The organism is Agromyces binzhouensis (assembly GCF_004135055.1).
GTDB classification, from domain to species: Bacteria; Actinomycetota; Actinomycetes; order Actinomycetales; family Microbacteriaceae; genus Agromyces; species Agromyces binzhouensis.
On sequence record NZ_SDPL01000020.1, the window covers coordinates 1 to 18,805 of the forward strand.

Below are 18,805 nucleotides of genomic sequence, written 5' to 3' on the forward strand. Positions count from 1 at the left end.
TCCTCGCGAACGAGGTCGTGCCCGCGCGGGCCGAGCTCGTCCGGAAGGCCGTCGCGCCCGTCCCGCTCGACGTCCCGGTCCTCGTGGGCGACGGCCGGGAGCTCGATCCCGTCGCGCCCGGCGGCGAGCGCGGCTTCGACCGGATCCTCCTCGATGCGCCGTGCACGGGCCTCGGCGCGCTGCGCCGCCGTCCCGAGGCGCGGTGGCGGAAGTCGCCGTCGGATGTCGCCGAGCTGACCCGGCTGCAGGGCGAACTGGCGGATGCCGCCTTCGCGGCGCTCGCCCCCGGCGGCGTGCTCGCGTACGTCACGTGCTCGCCGCACACCGCCGAGACCCACGGAACGCTGGGCCGCGCGCTCGATCGATGGGGCGACGCGGCGGAGGCGCTCGACACGGCCGCCGTCGTGCAGGGACTGGCGCGGCATCCGCTCGACCTCGCCGGCGACGGCCGTGCGGTGCAGCTGTGGCCCCACCGGCACGGCACCGACGCGATGTTCATCGCCCTCGTGCGCAAGCGCTGAGTCGGTCGCCGCTCGCCGGTAGGGTTGCGGCATGGCGACGCGCATCAACCCGAGCATCCTCGCGGCCGATTTCGCGAACCTCGAGCGGGAACTCGGGCGGATCGGCACCGCCGACCTCGTGCACGTGGACATCATGGACAACCACTTCGTGCCGAACCTCACCTTCGGCCTGCCGATGGTGCAGCGACTCCAGCAGGTGAGTCCGATCCCGCTCGACGTGCACCTCATGATCGACGACCCCGACCGCTGGGCGCCCGGCTACGCCGAGGTGGGCGCGGCGTCCGTGACCTTCCACGCCGAGGCGGTGAACGAGCCCGTCGCGCTGGCCCGGCACCTGCGGGCGATCGGGGCGCGCGCGGGCATCGCCCTGAAGCCGGGCACGGATGCCGCGCCCTACCTCGACCTCCTGCCCGAGTTCGACCAGGTCCTCATCATGACCGTCGAGCCGGGGTTCGGCGGGCAGTCCTTCATCTCCGAGACGATGCCGAAGCTCCGCCGCGTCGCGGATGCGGTGGCCGCGGCCGGACTCGACGTCTGGCTCCAGGTCGACGGCGGCATCACCGTCGACACGATCGGGATCGCCGCGGAGGCCGGCGCCGACACGTTCGTCGCCGGGTCCGCGGTGTATCGCGGCGTTCCCGAGGAGCGGATCGCGGAACTCCGCGCCGCGGTCGCGTCACACCGCCACGAGCCCCGGCGCGACCCCGCTAGTCTGGACGGGTGAAGACCTTCGACGACCTCTTCGTCGAGCTCCAGGACAAGGCCCGCACCCGCCCCGAGGGCAGCGGCACCGTTCGTCAGCTCGACGCCGGCGTGCACGCCATCGGGAAGAAGATCGTCGAGGAGGCGGCCGAGGTCTGGATGGCCGCCGAGTACCAGAGCGACGACGAGACGGCGGAGGAGATCTCGCAGCTCCTCTACCACCTGCAGGTGCTGATGCTCGCCAAGGGCCTGGCGCCTGCAGACGTGTACCGACATCTCTGATCACGCCATGACCGCAGATCAGTTCCGTCGACACGAAAGCCAGGGAATGCTCCGAATCGCCGTGCCCAACAAGGGTTCGCTCTCCGAGACCGCCGCGCAGATGCTCCACGAGGCCGGGTACACCGGCCGCAGGGACTCACGCGAACTCGTGGTCGCCGACCCCCGCAACGGGGTCGAGTTCTTCTACCTCCGTCCCCGCGACATCGCGACCTACGTGGGATCCGGCGCACTCGACGTCGGCATCACCGGGCGCGACCTGCTGCTCGACTCCGGCAGCGAGGCCGTCGAGATCGCCCCGCTCGGCTTCGGCGACTCGACCTTCCGGTTCGCGGGCCCGCCCGGCGCGTACGCCGAGCTGGCCGACCTCGAGGACGTTCGCGTCGCGACGAGCTATCCCGGCCTGGTCGGCGACTTCCTCGCCCGCCACGGCGTGACGGCGAAGCTCGTGAAGCTCGACGGCGCCGTCGAGTCGGCCGTTCGGCTCGGCGTGGCCGACGCCGTCGCCGACGTCGTCTCCACGGGGTCGACGCTGCGGAAGGCGGGCCTGGACATCTTCGGCCCGGTGATCCTCGACTCCGAGGCCGTGCTCATCGGCTCCGGCGTGGAGCGCCCCGGCACGCAGACCCTGGTGCGGCGGCTGCAGGGCGTCCTCGTCGCCCGCCAGTACGTCCTCGTCGACTACGACGTGCCCGTGGCCAAGCTCGAGGCGGCGACCGCCGCGGCGCCCGGGTTCGAATCGCCCACGGTCTCGCCCCTGCACGATCCCGAGTGGGTGGCCGTCCGCGTGATGATCCCCAGGATCGAGACGAACCACGTCATGGACGCCCTGTACGAGCTGGGCGCGCGCGCGATCCTCGTGAGCGCGATCCACGCCGCCCGGTTGTAGGGAGCAAGGCATGTCCCTCGCCGTCCGTGTGATCCCGTGCCTCGACGTGGCCGGCGGCCGCGTCGTCAAGGGCGTCAACTTCCTGAACCTCCGCGACGCCGGCGACCCCGTCGAACTCGCCGCACGGTACGCCGAGCAGGGGGCCGACGAGCTCACCTTCCTCGACGTCACGGCGACGGTCGACGACCGCTCCACGACGTTCGACATGGTGCGCCGCGTCGCCGAGCAGGTGTTCATCCCGCTCACGGTCGGCGGCGGCGTCCGCTCCGTGGGCGACGTCGCACGTCTCCTCGGCCACGGCGCGGACAAGATCGGCGTGAACAGCGCGGCGATCGCGCGCCCCGAGCTCATCGCCGAGATCGCCGACCGGTTCGGTGCACAGGTGTGCGTGCTCTCGCTCGACGTCAAGCGGTCCGACCGCACCGAGTCGGGCTTCGTCGTGACGACCCACGGCGGCCGCACCGAGACCGACCTCGACGCGCTCGCCTGGGCGCGCCGGGCGATCGACCTCGGTGCCGGCGAGCTGCTCGTGAACTCCATCGACGCCGACGGCACGAAGCAGGGCTTCGACCTGGAACTCGTCCGGCTCATGCACGAGCTCTCGAGCGTCCCGGTGATCGCGTCCGGCGGCGCCGGCGCGCTCGAGCACTTCGCGCCCGCGATCGAGGCCGGCGCCGACGCCGTGCTCGCGGCATCCGTCTTCCACAACGGCGAACTCACCATCGGCGAGGTCAAGCAGGCCCTCGCCGCCGACGGAAGGGTCGTGCGATGACCTACCACGACGACGAGGAGCTCGAGCGCGACGCGGAAGCCTGGGCGCCCGACGCGACCGCGGTCGATCGCGCCGCGTTCAACGCCGACGGACTGCTGCCCGCCGTCATCCAGCAGTGGGACACGGGCGAGGTGCTGATGCTCGGCTGGATGGACCGCGAGGCCATGCGACGGACCCTCACCGAGGGCCGCGTCACCTTCTGGTCGCGGTCGCGCCGGGAGTACTGGAGGAAGGGCGACACGTCCGGCCACGCGCAGTACGTGCGATCGGCGGCGCTCGACTGCGACGCCGACACCCTGCTCGTGCAGGTCGAGCAGGTCGGCGTCGCCTGCCACACCGGCACCCGCACGTGCTTCGACGGCGACCCGCTGCAGGTCGTCGCCGGCGCGCCCGACCCCGACCAGCCGCCCGGAGGAGCACGATGACGGCCGCCCGCACCGCCACGACCCGGTTCGACGAGTTCACGACCCTGCTGCCGGGGCGGCGCGTCATACCGGTCGTGCGCGAGCTCTTCGCCGACGGCGAGACGCCGGTCGGCATCTACCGGAAGCTCGCCGGGGGCCGCCCCGGCACCTTCCTGCTCGAGTCCGCCGAGCAGGGGGGCATCTGGTCGAGGTACTCGTTCGTCGGGGCGGCGTCCCACGGCGTCCTCACCGACCGCGACGGCCGCGTCGAATGGCTCGACTACGGGATGTCGCGCGAGCGCGCCCTCGGCGAGGCATCCGACGACCTCGCCCCGCTCGCCGCGCTCGCGTCCCTCTACGCGCGCTGGCGGACGGAGGACGTCCCGGGCGCCCCGCCGCTCACCGGCGGGCTCGTCGGCTTCATCGGCTGGGAGGCGATCCGCCAGATCGAGCACCTGCCGAACCGCCCGCCCGCCGACTACGACGTGCCAGGACAGGCGTTCGCGTTCGTGTCCGAGCTCGTCGTGATGGACCACCGCACGGGGACCGTGCAGCTCGTGGCATCCGTGCTCAACGACCGCGACGAGCCCGCCGACCGGCTCTGGAGCGACGCGCAGGCACGGCTCGACCGCATGCAGGCGGCACTCGCCGAGCCGGCGGAGGCGCACCTCGCCGAGATCGACCTCTCGCGCGCGGCCGAACCGCGGTACCGCACCGAGAAGGCCGACTTCCTCGCGGCGGTCGAGCGGTCGAAGGAGTACATCCGCGAGGGCGACATCTTCCAGGTCGTCGTCTCGCAGCGCTTCGAGCAGGAGGCGACGGCCCACCCGATCGACGTCTACCGCGTGCTCCGCAGCCTCAATCCGAGCCCGTACATGTACCTGCTGCACCTCGAGGACGTCGCCGGGGATCCGTACTGGATCGTCGGCTCGTCGCCCGAGGCGCTCGTCAAGGTCGAGGACGGTCGCGTCTACACGCATCCCATCGCCGGCTCGAAGCCGCGCGGCGCGACCCCCGAGGACGACGCCGACTTCGAGGCCGAGCTCATCGCCGACCCCAAGGAGCAGGCCGAGCACCTCATGCTCGTCGACCTCGCCCGCAACGACCTCGCGAAGGTGTGCACCGCCGGGACGGTCGAGGTCACCGAGTTCATGCGCGTCGAGCGGTTCAGCCACATCATGCACCTCGTCTCCTCCGTCGAAGGCGACCTCGCGCCCGACGCCAACGCGGTCGACGTGTTCCGCGCGACCTTCCCGGCGGGCACGCTCTCGGGCGCCCCGAAGCCGCGGGCGCTCGAGATCATCGACGAACTGGAGCCCGCACAGCGGGGCGTGTACGGGGGAGTCGTGGGCTACTTCGGCTTCGGCGGCGATGCCGACCTCGCGATCGCGATCCGCACCGCGACGATCATCGGCAGCGTCGCGCGCGTGCAGGCGGGAGGCGGTCTCGTGGCCGACTCGAACCCCGAGTCGGAGTACCAGGAGTCGGTGAACAAGGCCGCCGCGCCGCTCCGCGCGGTCGCGGTCGCGAACGCGATGCGGCCGGTCGAGCGGGCGTGATCGTGCACGCGCGACGGGTGAAGCTGCTCGCGATCCTCGGAATCCTCCTCGGGTCCGGGCTCGCGCTGCTCGCCTGGAGCCAGGCCTGGTACTCGGCGACCCTCGTCGACGGTGCGGCCACGGGCTCGGCGACGACCCTGGAGGTGAGCGGCCAGTCCGCATCGCCCGCGCTCTCCGCGCTCGCGTTGGCCGGGTTCGCACTCGCGGGCGCGCTCACGATCGCGGGTCCCGTGATCCGGGTCGTGCTCGGCCTCCTCGCCGCCCTGCTCGGCGGGTGCGTCGTGCTCGCCGCATCGATCACGATCGCCGGCCCCGTGGCGGCCGTGTCGTCGGCGGTGGCGGAGGCCACCGGCGTCGCCGGCGCCGAGTCGACCGCAGGGCTCGTCGCGGACGTCGTCGCGTCGCCATGGCCGACGATCGCGGTGATCGGGGGCGTCATCGTGGTCCTCGCGGGGGTGACGGTCGTCGTGACCGCGCGCGCCTGGCCGACGTCGCGCCGGTACGGAGGCGGTGTGCGGATGACGGCCGACGCCGACGCCGCCGTTCCGGCATCCGATCGCGCCGTCGACGCGTGGGACGACCTGAGCCGTGGCGACGACCCGACCGAGTCATCCGCGCCGGCGACCGACGACGAGCCCGACCGCGCTGCCGACGACGGACCCGACCGCGCTGCCGACATCGCGCACGACGCCGCGTCGGACGGCCCGGCCGATGGCGACGAGCGTGCCGGGACCACCCGCTAGACTCTTCCCGGACCCCCGCACAGAAGGAGCACCATGAGCACTGAGCACGTTGACCCCGGCCACGGACACTCGCCCGCGGCGTGGACGGCCGTGGTGATCATGCTCCTCGCCTTCACGATCGGCACCGTCGCCTTCTTCCTCGACGTGCAGTGGCTCGTGTGGGCGTCGGTGGTGCTCCTCGTCGTCGGCCTCGTGGTCGGGTGGGCGCTCGCCCGCGCGGGCTACGGCGTCGACGGCGACAAGGTCGCGCCCAAGGCGCACTGACGCGTGCTCGCCGAGCTCACCGCGAACGCCGTCGCCGACGCCGAAGCGCGTCGTGCCGTCCGGCCGATGGCCGAGGTCGAGGCCGCAGCACTCGCACGTCCGGCCGCGCTCGACGCGCTCGTCGCCCTCGCCCCGTCCGACCGGGTCAAGGTCATCGCCGAGATCAAGCGATCGAGCCCGTCGCGCGGCTCGCTCGCCGCGATCGACGACCCCGCCGCACTCGCCCGGACGTACGAACTCGGCGGCGCGAGCGCCGTCAGCGTCCTCACGGAGGGACGCAAGTTCGGCGGCTCGCTCGCCGACCTCGAGTCGGTGCGGGCCGCGGTCTCGCTCCCGATCCTCCGCAAGGACTTCATCGCGACGGCCTACCAGGTGTTCGAAGCGCGCGCCGCAGGCGCCGACATGGTGCTCCTCATCGTCGCCGCGCTCGACGACGCGACCCTCGCCGAGCTCCACGGGCTCATCACCGAACTCGGCATGACGCCGCTCGTCGAGACGCACTCCGCGGAGGAGCTCGACCGCGCCGCCCGGATCGGCGCGAAGCTCATCGGCGTCAACGCCCGCGACCTCACCACGTTCGAGCTCGACCGCGACCTGTTCGGCCGCATCGTCGATCGCTTCCCCGACGGGGCGATCAAGGTCGCCGAGTCGGCCGTGCTCTCGGCGGCGGATGTCGCGCACTACCGTGCGGCGGGCGCCGACGCGGTCCTCGTGGGCGAAGCGCTGGTGACGGGCGACCCCATCTCGAACCTCTCTGCATTCCTGGCGGTGTGACATGGCCCTGCGTGCCCAGACCGGTCCCTACTTCGGCGAGTTCGGCGGGCGCTTCGTCCCCGAATCCCTCGTCGCGGCCCTCGACGAGCTCTCCGAGGCGTACACGCTCGCGAAGCTCGACCCGGCGTTCGGCGACGAGCTCGCCGACCTCGGTCGCAACTACACGGGGCGACCGTCGATCATCACCGAGGTGCCGCGCTTCGCCGAGCACGCGGGCGGTGCGCGGGTCATCCTCAAGCGCGAGGACCTGAACCACACCGGCTCGCACAAGATCAACAACGTGCTCGGGCAGGCGCTGCTCACCAAGCGGATCGGCAAGAAGCGCGTCATCGCCGAGACCGGGGCCGGACAGCACGGCGTCGCGACCGCGACCGCGGCAGCGCTCTTCGGACTCGACTGCACCATCTACATGGGCGAGGTCGACACCGAGCGCCAGGCGCTGAACGTCGCGCGCATGCGCCTGCTGGGTGCCGAGGTCGTCGCCGTGAAGACGGGCTCGCGCACGCTCAAGGACGCGATCAACGATGCGATGCGCGACTGGGTCACGAACGTCGAGACGACGAACTACATCTTCGGCACGGTGGCCGGCCCGCACCCGTTCCCCGAGATGGTCCGCGACTTCCAGAAGATCATCGGCGAGGAGGCGCGCCAGCAGGTGCTCGACCTGACGGGCGCCCTGCCGACCGCGGTCGCCGCGTGCGTCGGCGGCGGGTCGAACGCGATCGGGATCTTCCACGCGTTCCTCGACGACGCCGACGTCGCGCTCTTCGGCTTCGAGGCGGGCGGCGAGGGCGTCGAGACGCCGCGGCATGCGGCGACCATCTCGAAGGGACGCCCCGGCGTGCTCCACGGCGCGCGCAGCTACCTGCTCCAGGACGACGACGGCCAGACCATCGAGTCGCACTCGATCTCGGCCGGGCTCGACTACCCGGGCGTCGGTCCCGAACACTCGTGGCTCGCGGCCCTCGGCCGCGCGACCTACCGGGCCGTGACCGACGACGACGCGATGCAGGCGCTGCGCCTGCTCACGAGGACCGAGGGCATCATCCCCGCCATCGAGTCGGCGCACGCGCTCGCGGGCGCGCTCGAGCTCGGCACCGAGCTCGGGTCGGATGCCACGATCCTCGTGAACCTCTCGGGTCGCGGAGACAAGGACATGGACACCGCCGCCCGATACTTCGGGCTGTACGACGGAGGCGAGCGGTGAGGAACGTCGGCGACGTCATCGCCCGGCGCAACGAGGAGGCGGCCGGCGCGCTGATCGGCTACCTGCCCGTCGGCTTCCCCACGCTCGACGCGAGCGTCGACGCGGCGGTCGCGCTCGTCGAGAACGGCGTCGACGTCCTGGAGCTCGGTCTGCCGTACTCCGACCCCGTCATGGACGGCACCGTGATCCAGGCGGCCACCCAGCAGGCGCTCGCCGGCGGGTTCCGGCTGGGGCACGGGTTCGAGGCGGTCCGGCGCGTCACCGAGCGCGTGGATGCGCCGGTGCTCCTCATGACCTACTGGAACCCGGTCGTGCAGTACGGCGTCGACCGGTTCGCCGACGACCTCGCCGCGGCCGGGGGAGCGGGACTCATCACGCCCGACCTCATCCCCGACGAGGCCGCGGACTGGATCGCGGCATCCGAGCGCACCGGGCTCGACCGCGTGTTCCTCGCGGCACCGACCTCGACCGACGCGCGACTCCGGAAGACGATCGACGCCAGCCGAGGGTTCGTCTACGCGGTCTCCACGATGGGCATCACCGGCGCACGCACCGACGTCGACCGGGCCGCACGCACGCTCGTCGGCCGGCTCCGCGACGCCGGCTCGAAGGCCAGCTGCGTCGGCGTGGGCATCTCCACCGCGGAGCAGGTCGCCGAGGTCCTCGAGTACGCGGAGGGCGCGATCGTCGGCTCGGCGCTCGTGAAGGCCCTCGCCGACGGCGGGGTCGACGCGGCCGGCGCACTCGCGGCGGAGCTCGCGCGCGGCACGTCTCGACAGTGAAGTAGTCTCGACGAGGCCGCCCCTCACGGCGCGCCCCGCAGCATCGACGAAAGGCAGAGCCCGGCGTGATCGCACCGCTCAGCATCCCGAGCCCCGACCCGGCGTGGCGCACGCTGGAGATCCCCGTCTTCGGACTGACGCTCAACATCCAGATGTACGCGCTGTGCATCCTCGCGGGCATCATCCTCGCCACGATCATCACCTCGCGCCGCCTCACCAAGCGCGGCGCCGAGCCGGGGATCGTGCTCGACGTGGTGCTCTGGGCGGTGCCGCTCGGCATCATCGGCGCGCGGCTCTACCACGTGTTCACGCACCCCGACGACTACTTCGCCGGTCAGGAGTGGTGGAAGGTCTTCGCGATCTGGGAGGGCGGCAACGCCATCTACGGCTCGCTGATCGGCGGCGCGGTCGGCGTCATCATCGCCTGCCGCCTCACCGGGCTCCGCTTCTGGTCCTTCGCCGACGCGCTGGCCCCGGGCCTGCTCGTCGCGCAGGCCGTCGGCCGCCTCGGCAACTGGTTCAACCACGAGCTCTTCGGCTGGCCGACCGACCTGCCCTGGGGCCTCGAGATCGGCAGCGACAACCCGGCCTTCCCGGCCGGCCTGCCCGAGGGCACGCTCTTCCACCCGACGTTCCTCTACGAGATCGTGTGGAACCTCCTCGGCGTCGTCGTCCTGCTGGGCCTCGAGCGCACGTTCCGCCTCCGTTGGGGCAAGATGTTCGGCGCCTACCTCATCTGGTACGGCGCGGGCCGGGCCGTCTTCGAGACGATCCGCGTCGACCCGAGCGAGATGTTCCTCGGCATCCGTTCCAACGTCTGGGCATCGTTCGCTGCGATCATCATCGGCATCGTCATCATCGTCGTCCAGAGCCGCCGCCACACCGGGATCGAGCCGAGCGTGTACCGTCCCGGGCGTGAATGGGTGCCGGCCGATGCTGAGGTAGACTCTGACGACACCGAGTCCGACACCGACTCTCTCGACGATGGCGTCGAGGGCGAGAACGCACACGGCGAGCCGGCTGCCACAAGCTCGAGCCGCTCGGCCTCCGAATAGGGGCCACGCCGATACCGCGTTCCCCATCGCTGCGCCGCACCTCGCGCCGCGTATCCTCCATCGTGGGCCGACGACGTCCCCGTTGCCACCGAGATACCGAGGACGGTCCAACGTGTCGCTTCCCCCTCCCCACTCCAGGTTCGGTCTGACCCCGCCCGCACAGGGCATGTACGACCCTGCCGCCGAGAAGGACGCCTGCGGGCTCGCGATGGTCGCGACCCTGCGCGGCACCGCAGGGCATGACATCATCACCGCGGCGCTCGACGCGCTGCGGAACCTCGAGCACCGGGGCGCGGTCGGCTCCGACGCGGGCACGGGCGACGGGGCGGGCATCATCACGCAGGTGCCCGACGCGTTCCTGCGCGAGGTCGTGGACTTCCCGCTCCCCGAGGCGGGCGCCTACGCGGTCGGCAACGCGTTCCTGCCCGTCGACCCGACGGCTCGCAGCCAGGTCAAGCAGCAGTTGCGTCGGATCGCGGCGTCAGAGGGCCTCGAGGTCCTCGGATGGCGCGAGGTCCCCGTCCGGCCCGACGAGCTCGGCACGCTCGCGCGGGCCGCGATGCCGGTCGTCCAGCAGATCTACGTTCGCAGTTCCGCGACGACCTCGGAGGGCGCCCACGTCACGGGCATCGCCCTCGACCGCCTGACGTTCCGGCTGCGCAAGCGCGCCGAGCGCGAGCTCGAGCTGTACTTCGCGTCGCTGTCGTGCCGCACGCTCGTCTACAAGGGCATGGTCACGACGCTGCAGCTCGAGCCCTTCTACCCCGACCTCTCCGACGAGCGGTTCGCCTCGAAGCTCGCGCTCGTCCACTCGCGGTACTCGACGAACACGTTCCCGTCGTGGCCGCTCGCGCAGCCGTTCCGGATGATCGCGCACAACGGCGAGATCAACACCATCCAGGGCAACCGCAACTGGATGCGCGCGCGTCAGTCGCAGCTCGAGTCCGAGGTCCTGGGCGACCTCGGCCCGGTCATGCCGATCGTCACGCCCGGGGCGAGCGACTCGGCATCGTTCGACGAGGTCGTGGAACTGCTCACCCTCGCCGGCCGGAGCCTTCCGCACGCCGTCATGATGATGGTGCCCGAGGCATGGGAGAAGCAGGCCGAGATCGACCCGGCGCGACGGGCGTTCTACGACTACCACTCGATGCTCATGGAGCCGTGGGACGGCCCGGCGGCGATCGTGTTCACCGACGGCACGCTCGTCGGCGCGACGCTCGACCGGAACGGGCTCCGTCCCGGCCGCTACCTCGTGACCGACGACGGGCTCGTCGTCCTCGCGAGCGAGATCGGCGTCATCGACCTCCCGCAGCGCCGCGTCGTGCGCAAGGGCCGCCTGCAGCCCGGTCGGATGTTCCTCGTCGACACGGAGGCCGGCCGCCTCATCGAGGACGACGAGATCAAGGCCGAGCTCGCGGCATCCGCCCCCTGGCAGGACTGGCTCGACGAGGGCCGCATCCGCCTCGCGGACCTGCCGGAGCGCGAGCACATCGTGCACCCGCCGGCCTCCGTCAACCGCCGGCAGCGCACGTTCGGGTACACGGAGGAGGAGGTCAAGGTCCTCCTCGCGCCGATGGCGAAGGTCGGCCAGGAGCCGATCGGCGCCATGGGCTCCGACACCCCGATCGCCGTGCTCTCGCAGCGGCCGCGCCTGCTCTTCGACTACTTCACCCAGCAGTTCGCCCAGGTGACGAACCCGCCGCTCGACTCCATCCGGGAGCAGGTCGTCACCTCGCTGTCGACCTCGCTCGGGCCGGAGCGGAACCTGCTGACCGCGGGGCCCGAGCACGCCCGGCAGGTGTCCCTCGACTTCCCGGTCATCGACAACGACCAGCTCGCGAAGATCGTGCACATGACCGCGCCGTCCGGCGCCCGTGCCGCGCGGACGCTCCGAGGGCTCTATCGCGTCGACGAGGGCGACGCCGGCCTCCGGGAGCGGATCGAGGAGCTCTGCCGCGAGGTCGACGAGGCGATCGAGGAGGGCGCGTCGTTCATCGTCCTGAGCGACCGCGACACGACCAAGGACCTCGCGCCGATCCCGTCGCTGCTCATGCTCTCGGCGGTGCACCACCACCTCATCCGCTCCGAGACGCGCATGAAAGTCGGCCTGGTCGTCGAGGCCGGCGACGTCCGCGAGGTGCACCACGTGGCACTCCTCGTCGGCTACGGCGCATCGGCCGTGAACCCGTACCTCGCGATGGAGACGTGCGAGGAACTCGTCCGCTCGGGCGTGCTCACGGGCATCACCCCCGAGCAGGCGGTGCGCAACGTCATCACCGCCCTCGGCAAGGGCGTGCTGAAGATCATGTCCAAGATGGGCATCTCGACCATCGCGTCGTACGCCGGCGCCCAGGCCTTCGAGGCCGTCGGGCTCTCGCAGGAGTTCATCGACGAGTACTTCACGGGCACGACCTCGAAGCTCGGCGGCGTCGGCATCGACGTGATCGCCGACGAGAACCGGTCGCGTCACGCCGTGGCCTACCCGGCGGATGTCGCGGTGCGGGCGCACGAACGGCTGCAGACCGGCGGCGAGTACCAGTGGCGTCGCGACGGCTCGCCGCACCTCTTCAACCCCGAGACGGTCTTCCGCCTCCAGCACTCGACGCGCAACCGCCGCTACGACGTGTTCCGCGAGTACACCGACCTGGTCGACACGCAGGCGGAGCAGCTCATGACGCTCCGCGGCATGTTCGCCCTGCGGACCGGGGTGCGCCCTGCCGTGCCGATCGACGAGGTCGAGCCGGTCGAGTCGATCGTCAAGCGCTTCTCGACGGGCGCGATGAGCTACGGCTCGATCTCGAAGGAGGCGCACGAGACCCTCGCGATCGCCATGAACCGGCTCGGCGCGAGGTCGAACACCGGAGAGGGCGGCGAGGACCTCGACCGCCTGCTCGACCCGGAGCGCCGCAGCGCGGTCAAGCAGGTCGCCTCGGGCCGCTTCGGCGTGACGAGCATGTACCTCACGCACGCCGACGACATCCAGATCAAGCTCGCCCAGGGCGCCAAGCCCGGCGAGGGCGGGCAGCTGCCGCCGACGAAGGTCTACCCGTGGGTCGCGCGCACGCGGCACGCGACGGCGGGCGTGGGCCTCATCTCGCCGCCGCCGCACCACGACATCTACTCGATCGAGGACCTCAAGCAGCTGATCTTCGACCTCAAGCGCGCGAACCCGGGCGCCCGGGTGCACGTCAAGCTCGTGAGCCAGTCGGGCATCGGGGCGGTCGCCGCCGGTACGGCGAAGGCCCTCGCCGACGTCATCCTGGTCTCCGGCCACGACGGCGGCACCGGCGCGAGCCCGCTGAACTCGCTGAAGCACGCGGGAACGCCGTGGGAGCTCGGCCTGGCGGAGACGCAGCAGACGCTCATGCTGAACGGCATGCGGGACCGGGTGGTCGTCCAGGTCGACGGGCAGCTCAAGACGGGCCGCGACGTCGTGATCGGCGCGCTGCTCGGGGCCGAGGAGTTCGGCTTCGCGACCGCGCCGCTCGTCGTCGAGGGCTGCGTCATGATGCGCGTCTGCCACCTCGACACGTGCCCGGTCGGCGTCGCGACCCAGAACCCGGAGCTGCGCAAGCGCTTCACGGGCAAGCCCGAGTTCGTCGTGAACTTCTTCGAGTTCATCGCGCAGGAGGTGCGCGAGTACCTCGCCGAGCTCGGCTACCGTTCGCTCGACGAGATCATCGGCCGCCGCGAGCTCCTCGACGTCGAGCGCGCGGTGCACCACTGGAAGGCCTCCGGCCTCGACCTCACGCCCGTGCTCGTCGGTCCCGACTTCTCCGACTCCGAGCCGCGTCGCAACGGTCGTCGACAGGACCACGAGCTCGACGAGCACTTCGACAACGAGCTGATCCGCCGGAGCTCGCTCGTCCTGGAGCAGGGCGGCCGGGTCGAGATCGAGCTGCCGGTCCGGAACACCGAGCGCGCCGTGGGCACGATGCTCGGGCACGAGGTCACCGTCCGGCACGGCGCCCAGGGGCTGCCCGAGGGCTCGATCGACGTGACGCTGACCGGCAGCGCCGGCCAGTCGCTCGGCGCGTTCCTCCCGAGCGGCATCCGACTGCGTCTCGAGGGCGACTCCAACGACTACGTCGGCAAGGGCCTCTCGGGCGGGCAGATCATCGTGCGCCCGGCGCGCGAGGCGGGATTCGTCGCGGAGCGCAACGTGATCGCGGGCAACGTGATCGGGTACGGCGCGACGCAGGGGAGCATGTTCATCCGCGGCATCGTGGGGGAGCGGTTCCTCGTCCGCAACTCGGGGGCGACCGCCGTCGCCGAGGGCGTCGGCGACCACGCGCTGGAGTACATGACGGGCGGACTCGCCCTGATCCTCGGCCCGACCGGTCGGAACCTCGGCGCGGGCATGTCGGGCGGCACGGCCTACGTGCTCGACCTCGCCGAGGTCAAGGTCAACCGCGAGTCGCTCTCGAGCGGCGAGCTGGAGCTCCACGAGCTCGGCAGCGCCGACCACGAGATCGTCCGCGACCTGCTCGAGCAGCACCTCGAGCACACGGACTCGGCGGTCGCCGCGACCCTCCTCGCCGAGGGGGACGCCGCGTTCGACCGCTTCACGAAGGTGCTTCCGCGCGACTACGCCGCGGTGCTCCGGACGCGACAGAGCGCCGTCGACGAGGGTCTCGACCCCGACGGCGACGTCGTGTGGAGCCGCATCCTGGAGGTGACCGGTGGCTGAGCGCGAGACGCCCTGCCGCACGGTCCCGAACGACTGCATGGAGGTGACGGGTGGCTGACCCGAAGGGCTTTCTGAAGGTCACCGAGCGGGAGCTTCCCAAGCGTCGCCCCGTCCCGGTGCGCATCATGGACTGGAAAGAGGTCTACGAGCAGGGCGACTCCGCCCAGCTCCGACGTCAGGCCGGCCGCTGCATGGACTGCGGCATCCCGTTCTGCCACCAGGGGTGCCCGCTCGGCAACCTGATCCCCGAGTGGAACGACCTCACGTGGCGCGGCGAGGGCCGCGCCGCGATCGAGCGACTGCACGCGACGAACAACTTCCCGGAGTTCACCGGACGACTCTGCCCGGCACCGTGCGAGTCGGCGTGCGTCCTGGCCATCAACCAGCCGGCCGTCACGATCAAGCAGGTCGAGGTCTCGATCATCGACCAGGCGTTCGGCAGCGGTTGGGTGCAGCCGCAGCCGCCGGGACGCCTCACCGGCAAGACCGTCGCGGTCGTCGGCTCGGGCCCCGCCGGCCTCGCGGCCGCGCAGCAGCTCACGCGCGCCGGCCACACGGTCGCGGTGTACGAGCGGGACGACCGCATCGGCGGCCTGCTGCGCTACGGCATCCCCGACTTCAAGATGGAGAAGAAGCACCTCGAGCAGCGGCTCGCGCAGATGACGGCGGAGGGCACCCGCTTCCGCGCCGGCGTCGAGATCGGCGTCGACCTCTCGTGGGACGAACTGCGCCGGCGCTACGACGCCGTCGTGGTCGCGACGGGCGCACTCGTGCCCCGCGACCTGCCGATCCCCGGTCGCGACCTGCCCGGCGTGCACTTCGCCATGGAGTTCCTCACGCAGTCCAACCGCGTGGTCGCGGGCGACGACGTGTTCGACCAGATCAGCGCGGAGGGCAAGCACGTCGTCGTCCTCGGCGGCGGCGACACGGGCGCGGACTGCATCGGCACCGCCCACCGCCAGGGTGCGCTCTCCGTCACGAACCTCGCGATCGGCAAGCAGCCGAGCACGACCCGGACGGCGGACCAGCCGTGGCCGATGCACCCGAACGTGTTCGAGGTGCAGAGCGCCCACGAGGAGGGCGGCCAGCGGCAGTACCTCGCCTCCACGGTGGAGTTCCTCGCGAACGACGTCGGCGAGGTCCGCGCGATCCGCGTCGCCGAGACCGAGTACCTCGACGGTCGCCGCGTGCCGAAGGCGGGCACCGAGCGCGAGATCCCGGCCGACCTCGTCCTGCTCGCCCTCGGCTTCACCGGCCCGGAGACCGAGGCGGCGACCGACCAGCTCGGCCTCCGGCCGACGGAGCGCGGGAACTTCGCGCGCGGCGACGACTACGCGACCGAGGAGCCCGGCGTGTTCGTCGCGGGCGACGCGGGCCGCGGGCAGTCGCTCATCGTCTGGGCCATCGCCGAGGGACGGGCTGCGGCGGCATCCGTCGACCGGTACCTTGAAGGTGAGACGCAGCTGCCGAGCCCCATCCCGGCGACGGCGCGAGCCTTCGCCGTGTGACCGGCGCAGACGGCGCCCTCAGACCCCGATCCAGCGCTTCGGCGCGCAACCCCTGGAGCACACAGCACATGAGAAGAGCGAAGATCGTCGCCACCCTCGGGCCGGCGACATCGAGCTATGAGCAGATCCGCGCGATCATCGATGCGGGCATCGACGTCGCGCGGATGAACCTCAGCCACGGCAGCTACGACGTCCACGAGGGCGTCTACCAGAACGTGCGGAAGGCGGCGAACGACTCGGGTCGGTCGGTCGCGGTGCTCGTCGACCTCCAGGGGCCGAAGATCCGGCTCGGCAAGTTCGCCGACGGGCCGCACGAGCTCGCCGAGGGCGACATCTTCAAGATCACGACCGAGGAGATCCTCGGGACGAAGGAGATCGTCGGCACCACCTTCAAGGGCCTGCCGCACGACGTCGAGGCGGGGGACCACCTCCTCATCGACGACGGCAAGGTCCGCGTCCAGGTGCTCGAAACCGACGGCACCGTCGTCACGACCAAGGTCGTCGTGGCCGGACCGGTCTCGAACAACAAGGGAATCAACCTCCCGGGCGTCGCGGTGAACGTGCCGGCACTCTCCGAGAAGGACGAGGCCGACCTGCGCTGGGCGCTCAAGCTCGGTGCCGATCTCATCGCGCTCTCCTTCGTGCGCAATGCGGCCGACATCGACCGCGTGCACCAGATCATGTCGGAGGAGGGCCGGCGCCTTCCCGTGATCGCGAAGATCGAGAAGCCCCAGGCCGTCGACGCGCTCGAGGGCATCATCGAGGCGTTCGACGCCATCATGGTCGCTCGCGGCGACCTCGGCGTCGAGCTGCCCCTCGAGGCGGTCCCGATCGTGCAGAAGCGCGCCGTCGAGATCGCGCGCCGGCTGGCCAAGCCGGTGATCGTGGCGACGCAGATGCTCGAGTCGATGACGCACTCTCCGGTGCCGACGCGCGCCGAGACCTCGGATGTCGCGAACGCCATCCTCGACGGCGCGGATGCGGTCATGCTGTCCGGCGAGACGAGCGTCGGCGAGTACCCGGTGCAGACCGTGAAGACCATGTCCCGCATCGTCGAGTCGACCGAGAAGCACGGACTCGACCGCATCCCCCCGCTCGGCACCAAGCCCCGCACGCAGTCCGGCGCGATCACGCTGGCGGCGGTCGAGGTCGCCGACTTCGTCGAGGCGAAGTACCTCTGCGTGTTCACCGAGACCGGCGAGTCGGTGCGGCGGATGGCGCGCATCCGCTCCGTGATCCCCATCCTGGCGTTCACGCCCGACCCCGCGATCCGTCGCCGCATGGCGCTCTACTGGGGCGTCGAGTCGTACGTCGTCGATCGCGTCACCCACACCGACCAGATGGTCGGCCAGGTCGACGAGGTGCTCGAGAAGACGGGCAAGGCCTCGGTGGGCGAGAAGGTCGTCATCATCTCGGGCTCCCCTCCCGGCATCCCCGGCACGACCAACGACGTGCGCGTGCACATCGTCGGCGAGGTGCTCTGACCCGACGGTCCGTCCGAACGGCCCGGTCGCTCGATGCGGCCGGGCCGTTCGGCGTGCTCGGACGGCGCCGACCGGGGCATCCGACCGGATGGTGCCGGTGGTGGGGGTCGAACCCACACGCCCTCACGGGCAAAGCATTTTGAGTGCTCCGCGTCTGCCATTCCGCCACACCGGCCTCAGGGCCCCGGCCAGAATACCGTAGGCTTTTCAGCGTGACAGACACCGAAGACACCCAGCCGGCTCCGCGTCGCGTCGTCGTCGCGGAGGACGAGTCGCTCATCCGCCTCGACATCGTCGAGATCCTGCGCGACAACGGCTACGAGGTGGTCGGCGAGGCCGGCGACGGCGAGACCGCGGTCCAGCTCGCGACCGAACTGCGACCCGACCTGGTCATCATGGACGTGAAGATGCCGCAGCTCGACGGCATCTCGGCTGCGGAGCGACTCTCGAAGGGCCACATCGCCCCGGTCGTCCTGCTGACCGCGTTCAGCCAGAAGGAACTCGTCGAGCGTGCGAGCGAGGCGGGCGCGCTGGCGTACGTCGTCAAGCCGTTCACCCCCAACGACCTGCTTCCCGCGATCGAGATCGCGCTCGCCCGCCACGCCCAGATCATCGCGCTCGAGGCCGAGGTCGGCGACCTCGTCGAGCGCTTCGAGACCCGCAAGCTCGTCGACCGTGCGAAGGGCCTGCTGAACGAGAAGATGGGGCTCACCGAGCCCGAGGCGTTCCGCTGGATCCAGAAGGCCTCGATGGACCGGCGCCTCACCATGAAGGACGTCTCGCAGGCGATCATCGAGCAGCTCGCGCCGAAGAAGTAGGCCGTGGGCCCTCCGGCCCTACGCCGGCGCGCCCGCTCGCGGGCAGGATGTGTGCGCACCGGGGCGACGCGGCCCGGGTGCCGAGCGAACCGGAGCGCACCATGCTGCACGATGTCACGTCCACCCTGGTCACCCGCTTCGAGGACGTGCGCCTCGGCGACGCGGCATCCGTCGGCGGCAAGGGGGCGAACCTCGGCGAGATGACCGCGGCGGGCCTGCCCGTCCCGCCGGGCTTCGTGGTGACGGCCGAGGCCTACCTCGAGGCGATCGAGCACGCCGGGATCCGCGGCCGGCTGGTCGACGGCTTCCGTGCCGCGGCTGCGGCGGTCGACGATCCGGCCGCCCTGCCGCGCG

At 71.5% G+C, this 18,805-nt stretch carries 18 protein-coding genes and 1 tRNA gene; 18 read left to right on the forward strand and 1 reads right to left on the reverse strand.

Annotated elements, in window-relative coordinates; genetic code table 11:
• The 16 genes from ESO86_RS02450 to pyk all read left to right on the forward strand — a co-directional run.
• The coding region (locus ESO86_RS02450; RefSeq protein ID WP_479722776.1) for an RsmB/NOP family class I SAM-dependent RNA methyltransferase at positions 1 to 521 on the forward strand (521 nt) is incomplete at its 5' end.
• A 31-nt stretch (positions 522 to 552) separates the two neighbouring features.
• Positions 553 to 1,245, forward strand: coding sequence for a ribulose-phosphate 3-epimerase (rpe, locus tag ESO86_RS02455; protein ID WP_129233313.1), 693 nt, complete (start codon positions 553 to 555; stop codon positions 1,243 to 1,245).
• A complete protein-coding gene (locus ESO86_RS02460) occupies positions 1,242 to 1,505 on the forward strand; it encodes a phosphoribosyl-ATP diphosphatase (RefSeq protein WP_129233314.1) in 264 nt (87 codons plus the stop codon). Before rpe ends, ESO86_RS02460 begins: the two co-directional genes overlap by 4 nt.
• A 46-nt stretch (positions 1,506 to 1,551) precedes the next feature.
• Complete coding sequence (gene hisG / locus ESO86_RS02465) at positions 1,552 to 2,391, forward strand: ATP phosphoribosyltransferase (protein ID WP_129233326.1); 840 nt, start codon at positions 1,552 to 1,554, stop codon at positions 2,389 to 2,391.
• A 10-nt stretch (positions 2,392 to 2,401) separates the two neighbouring features.
• Positions 2,402 to 3,163: an imidazole glycerol phosphate synthase subunit HisF gene (gene hisF, locus ESO86_RS02470; protein ID WP_129233315.1), complete on the forward strand. Its 762-nt coding sequence runs from the start codon at positions 2,402 to 2,404 to the stop codon at positions 3,161 to 3,163.
• On the forward strand, positions 3,160 to 3,588 hold the full coding sequence (gene hisI, locus ESO86_RS02475; RefSeq protein ID WP_129233316.1) for a phosphoribosyl-AMP cyclohydrolase: 429 nt from the start codon (positions 3,160 to 3,162) through the stop codon (positions 3,586 to 3,588). The genes hisF and hisI overlap by 4 nt, the downstream gene beginning before the upstream one ends.
• Positions 3,585 to 5,126: an anthranilate synthase component I gene (locus ESO86_RS02480; protein WP_129233317.1), complete on the forward strand. Its 1,542-nt coding sequence runs from the start codon at positions 3,585 to 3,587 to the stop codon at positions 5,124 to 5,126. Before hisI ends, ESO86_RS02480 begins: the two co-directional genes overlap by 4 nt.
• On the forward strand, positions 5,123 to 5,869 hold the full coding sequence (locus ESO86_RS02485) for a Trp biosynthesis-associated membrane protein (protein ID WP_129233318.1): 747 nt from the start codon (positions 5,123 to 5,125) through the stop codon (positions 5,867 to 5,869). The genes ESO86_RS02480 and ESO86_RS02485 overlap by 4 nt, the downstream gene beginning before the upstream one ends.
• A 33-nt stretch (positions 5,870 to 5,902) precedes the next feature.
• Positions 5,903 to 6,133 (forward strand): DUF6704 family protein, encoded by a 231-nt coding sequence (locus ESO86_RS02490; protein ID WP_129233319.1) that lies wholly within the window; start codon positions 5,903 to 5,905, stop codon positions 6,131 to 6,133.
• A gap of 3 nt (positions 6,134 to 6,136) precedes the next feature.
• A complete protein-coding gene (trpC, locus tag ESO86_RS02495) occupies positions 6,137 to 6,907 on the forward strand; it encodes an indole-3-glycerol phosphate synthase TrpC (RefSeq protein WP_129233320.1) in 771 nt (256 codons plus the stop codon).
• A gap of 1 nt (position 6,908) precedes the next feature.
• Positions 6,909 to 8,114: a tryptophan synthase subunit beta gene (trpB, locus tag ESO86_RS02500; protein WP_129233321.1), complete on the forward strand. Its 1,206-nt coding sequence runs from the start codon at positions 6,909 to 6,911 to the stop codon at positions 8,112 to 8,114.
• A complete protein-coding gene (gene trpA / locus ESO86_RS02505) occupies positions 8,111 to 8,896 on the forward strand; it encodes a tryptophan synthase subunit alpha (protein WP_129233322.1) in 786 nt (261 codons plus the stop codon). The genes trpB and trpA overlap by 4 nt, the downstream gene beginning before the upstream one ends.
• A gap of 65 nt (positions 8,897 to 8,961) precedes the next feature.
• Positions 8,962 to 9,951: a prolipoprotein diacylglyceryl transferase gene (gene lgt / locus ESO86_RS02510; protein WP_242492169.1), complete on the forward strand. Its 990-nt coding sequence runs from the start codon at positions 8,962 to 8,964 to the stop codon at positions 9,949 to 9,951.
• 166 nt (positions 9,952 to 10,117) lie between these two features.
• On the forward strand, positions 10,118 to 14,641 hold the full coding sequence (gltB, locus tag ESO86_RS02515) for a glutamate synthase large subunit (RefSeq protein ID WP_129233328.1): 4,524 nt from the start codon (positions 10,118 to 10,120) through the stop codon (positions 14,639 to 14,641).
• Between the two features lie 50 nt (positions 14,642 to 14,691).
• Positions 14,692 to 16,149, forward strand: a complete 1,458-nt coding sequence (locus ESO86_RS02520; protein ID WP_129233323.1) for a glutamate synthase subunit beta — start codon at positions 14,692 to 14,694, stop codon at positions 16,147 to 16,149.
• Between the two features lie 68 nt (positions 16,150 to 16,217).
• Complete coding sequence (pyk, locus tag ESO86_RS02525; protein ID WP_129233324.1) at positions 16,218 to 17,633, forward strand: pyruvate kinase; 1,416 nt, start codon at positions 16,218 to 16,220, stop codon at positions 17,631 to 17,633.
• An 89-nt stretch (positions 17,634 to 17,722) separates the two neighbouring features.
• Here the strand turns inward: pyk and ESO86_RS02530 are convergent.
• Positions 17,723 to 17,808, reverse strand: a tRNA-Leu gene (locus ESO86_RS02530).
• 37 nt (positions 17,809 to 17,845) lie between these two features.
• On the opposite strand from ESO86_RS02530, the gene ESO86_RS02535 reads away from it, so the two are divergent.
• Positions 17,846 to 18,451 (forward strand): ANTAR domain-containing response regulator, encoded by a 606-nt coding sequence (locus ESO86_RS02535; protein ID WP_129233325.1) that lies wholly within the window; start codon positions 17,846 to 17,848, stop codon positions 18,449 to 18,451.
• A 77-nt stretch (positions 18,452 to 18,528) separates the two neighbouring features.
• Positions 18,529 to 18,805: PEP/pyruvate-binding domain-containing protein (locus tag ESO86_RS02540; RefSeq protein ID WP_422836468.1), on the forward strand; the 277-nt coding region annotated here is incomplete at its 3' end.

Bases quoted from the DNA above. Each gene is read 5' to 3' on its own strand.
- hisI (WP_129233316.1), top strand. From the start codon at position 3,160: ATGACCTACCACGACGACGAGGAGCTCGAGCGCGACGCGGAAGCCTGG.
- hisF (WP_129233315.1), top strand. From the start codon at position 2,402: ATGTCCCTCGCCGTCCGTGTGATCCCGTGCCTCGACGTGGCCGGCGGC.
- trpB (WP_129233321.1), top strand. From the start codon at position 6,909: ATGGCCCTGCGTGCCCAGACCGGTCCCTACTTCGGCGAGTTCGGCGGG.
- gltB (WP_129233328.1), top strand. From the start codon at position 10,118: ATGTACGACCCTGCCGCCGAGAAGGACGCCTGCGGGCTCGCGATGGTC.
- ESO86_RS02490 (WP_129233319.1), top strand. From the start codon at position 5,903: ATGAGCACTGAGCACGTTGACCCCGGCCACGGACACTCGCCCGCGGCG.
- pyk (WP_129233324.1), top strand. From the start codon at position 16,218: ATGAGAAGAGCGAAGATCGTCGCCACCCTCGGGCCGGCGACATCGAGC.
- hisG (WP_129233326.1), top strand. From the start codon at position 1,552: ATGCTCCGAATCGCCGTGCCCAACAAGGGTTCGCTCTCCGAGACCGCC.
- rpe (WP_129233313.1), top strand. From the start codon at position 553: ATGGCGACGCGCATCAACCCGAGCATCCTCGCGGCCGATTTCGCGAAC.
- ESO86_RS02480 (WP_129233317.1), top strand. From the start codon at position 3,585: ATGACGGCCGCCCGCACCGCCACGACCCGGTTCGACGAGTTCACGACC.